Source organism: Streptomyces sp. LS1784 (assembly GCF_020103755.1).
GTDB lineage: Bacteria > Actinomycetota > Actinomycetes > Streptomycetales > Streptomycetaceae > Kitasatospora.
Genome location: NZ_JAHSQD010000786.1, coordinates 1 through 2966, shown reverse-complemented (window position 1 = coordinate 2966; position 2966 = coordinate 1). Strand labels below are relative to the sequence as shown.

Genomic DNA, 2966 nt, shown 5'->3' with positions numbered 1-2966 from the left:
GCACCGCGGCCGCGGCGGCGCCGTCGGCCAGGCCGAAGCCGAACTTGGAGTCGTGGCCGCCGGTCTGGATGGCCTGGTGGGCGCCGGCCGCGACCCCGGGCGCCACCCGCAGCCGGACCCGGGCCGGGGGCAGGCCCTCCTCGCGGTGCAGCCGCTCGATCCGGTCCAGCTCGTCGAAGCTGTCCACCACGATGTGGCGCAGGCCGACGGTCAGCGCGGTGCGCAGCTCGGTCTCGTCCTTGTTGTTGCCGTGGAGCACGATCCGGTCCGGGTCGACCCCGGCGTACAGCGCGGTGCGCAGCTCGCCGCCGGAGGCGACGTCCAGCAGCAGGCCCTCCTCGGTGGCGAGGCGGGCCATCGCGGTGCACAGGAAGGCCTTGGAGGCGTAGGCGACGTTGCCCCGGCCGAAGGCGGCCACCGCCTCGCGGCAGCGCCGGCGCAGGTGCTCCTCGTCGTAGACGAACAGCGGCGTGCCGTACCGGCGGGCGGCCTCGTCCAGGAGCACGCCGCCGACGGCCAGCCCCTCGGGGCGGAACTCGGCGGTGAGCGGCAGCAGGCCCGGATCGACGGGCGGCAGGGCTGGCGACACAGGGGACAAGGCTTCCTCCCGGCAGGCTGGCTGGCCCGCCCATCCTCGGTCCTGCGGGAGGGGCTGAGAAAGCGCATTCTTCCGGCCCTGAGCAGTACCGAAACCGATGCTCCGGCCCGGCGGACGGCCCTGTGGCGGGTGTTGCATCTAAGCTTGCATCTATGGTGCTACGGTGTGTTCCATGGCCGACACCCCGCCCCCTGCCCGCGTCCCGGCCGCGGACCGCGCGTACGAACTGACCAAGGACCTCATCCTCGGCGGCGGCCTCCCCGGGGGGACGCTGATCAGCGAGGGCGAGATCGCCGAACGCACCTCGCTCAGCCGCACCCCGGTCCGGGAGGCCTTCCTGCGGCTGCAGGCCGAGGGGCTGCTCCAGCTCTTCCCCAAGCGCGGAGCCGTCGTGGTGCCGGTCGGCCCCGGCGAGGCCGAGGACGTGCTGGAACTGCGCGAGGCGCTGGAGAGCACCGCCGTACGCCGGATCACCCGCCGCCCCGACGGCCTCGACGCGCTGGTGCGGCAGCTGTCCGAACTGATCGACCAGCAGCGCGAACCCGCCCGCCGGGCCGACCTCGGTGCCTTCGCCGACGCCGACGAGGCCTTCCACCGGGGCATCGTGACGGCCTCCGGCAACGAGCTCGCCGAGCGGTTCTACGGGACACTGCGCGACCGCCAGCGCCGGATGGCCGTCCAGCTGCTCCAGGTCCAGCCGGAGCGGCTGGCCCCGCTGGTCGAGGAGCACACCGTGCTGGTCGAGCGGATCGCGGCCCGCGACGCCGAGGGCTTCACCGTCGCCCTGCGCGCGCACCTGGACGCCCACCGGGCCGTCACCGACCGCTGACCTCTCCTCGGCGCGCGCCGACGGTTCGCGCGCACACCCCCGACGGACCGCCGGGACCCCACCATCCGACAAGGAGCAGCACCACCATGAGCACCACCCGGCCTCCGTCCGCCGGTCCCGTCGCACCGTCCGGCCGGGGGCGGCCGTGGCTGCTCGCGGCCCTCGCCATGCTCTGCTGCGGCTGGGGCGGCAACCAGTTCACCCCGCTGCTGCTGATGTACCGCCACCTCGGCGGCTACTCGGAGGTCACCGTGGACGCCTTCCTGGGGGCGTACGTCCTCGGGCTGGTCCCCGGACTGCTGGTCGGCGGCGCCGCCTCGGACCGCTACGGGCGTCGCCCGCTGATGATCGGAGCGGTGGCCGCCTCGCTCGCCGCCAGCGGGGTGCTGTGCGGCGGCGCGGCCGGTGAACTCCCCATCTACGCCGGGCGGTTCCTCACCGGCATAGCCGTCGGCATCGCGATGGCCGTCGGCACCAGCTGGGTCAAGGAGCTCTCCCAGGCCCCGCACGACCTGGCCGCCGACCCGGGCGCCGGAGCCCGCCGCGCCTCCCTCGCCCTGACCCTCGGCTTCGGGCTCGGCGCCGGGGTGGCCGGCGCGCTCGCCCAGTGGGGCCCCTGGCCGATGGTCACCCCGTACCTCGCCCACCTGCTGGTCACCCTGCCCGCGCTGTTCCTGCTCCCGAAGGCCGTCGAGACCCGGGCCCGCACCGCCGCCGTCCGCAGCCTCTGGGCCGACCTCAAGGTCCCGGCGGCCGGGCACCGGCGCTTCGTGCGGGTGGTCCTGCCGATGGCCCCGTGGGTGTTCGGCTCGGCCGGCGTCGCGTACGCGGTGACCCCGCAGCTGGTCGGCGACCGGCTCGGCGACTGGTCGCTGGCCTATGCGACCCTGCTCACCGTCCTCACCCTCGGCACCGGTGCCCTCGTCCAGCCCTTCGCCAAGCGCCTGGACTCGCTCTCCTCGGCGCGCGGCGTCATCGTCTCCATGGTGCTGATGGCCTGCGGCATGGCCGTCTGCGCCGGCGACGCGGCGGTCCGCTCCCCGCTGCTCGGCCTGTGCGGCGCGGTCTTCCTCGGCGCCGCCTACGGCATCGGGGTGGTCTCCGGGCTGCTGGAGATCCAGCGCATCGTCACCCCCGACGACCTGGCCGGCATCACCGGCGTCTACTACGCGCTCTGCTACTCGGGCTTCCTGCTCCCCGCGATCCTGGCCGCGCTCTCCTCGCTGGCCTCCTACACCGTGATGCTCGGCGTGGTGACCGCCCTCGCGCTCGCCAGCCTCGCCGTGATCACCCTCTCCTCCCGCCGCACCGCACTCGAACCCCGCCCGGGGGAGCCCTCGCCCCGCTGAGCGCCGAGCGCGCCGGCGCATCCCGGGTGGCGGCCCCGGGTGGGCCGGGCGACGATGGGCCGAGCGACGATCGCTCCTCGGCCACGAGGCCGAGCGGATCGCCGACCAGGACGCCCCGGCCCCCGGGAAGAGGCTCCCCGTGAAACCCGACTCTCCGCGCGGTACCGCGCCACCGCCGCGGCCCGGCGCC

The 2966-nt window shown here is 75.3% G+C and carries 2 protein-coding genes and 1 pseudogene; 2 read left to right on the top strand and 1 reads right to left on the bottom strand.

Annotation, left to right across the window (positions count from 1 at the left end):
- Window positions 1-589 (bottom strand): annotated as a pseudogene (locus KS423_RS42350) (diaminopimelate decarboxylase); the annotation flags it as partial.
- A 181-nt stretch (window positions 590-770) separates the two neighbouring features.
- Here KS423_RS42350 and KS423_RS42345 point away from each other — a divergent pair.
- Window positions 771-1427, top strand: a complete 657-nt coding sequence (locus KS423_RS42345) for a GntR family transcriptional regulator (protein WP_224285031.1) — start codon at window positions 771-773, stop codon at window positions 1425-1427.
- 86 nt (window positions 1428-1513) lie between these two features.
- Window positions 1514-2776: an MFS transporter gene (locus KS423_RS42340; protein ID WP_224285030.1), complete on the top strand. Its 1263-nt coding sequence runs from the start codon at window positions 1514-1516 to the stop codon at window positions 2774-2776.
- Window positions 2777-2966: the final 190 nt, after the last annotated feature.

Excerpts from the sequence above, each read along its gene's own strand:
- KS423_RS42345 (WP_224285031.1), top strand. The coding sequence starts at position 771 with ATGGCCGACACCCCGCCCCCTGCCCGCGTCCCGGCCGCGGACCGCGCG.
- KS423_RS42340 (WP_224285030.1), top strand. The coding sequence starts at position 1,514 with ATGAGCACCACCCGGCCTCCGTCCGCCGGTCCCGTCGCACCGTCCGGC.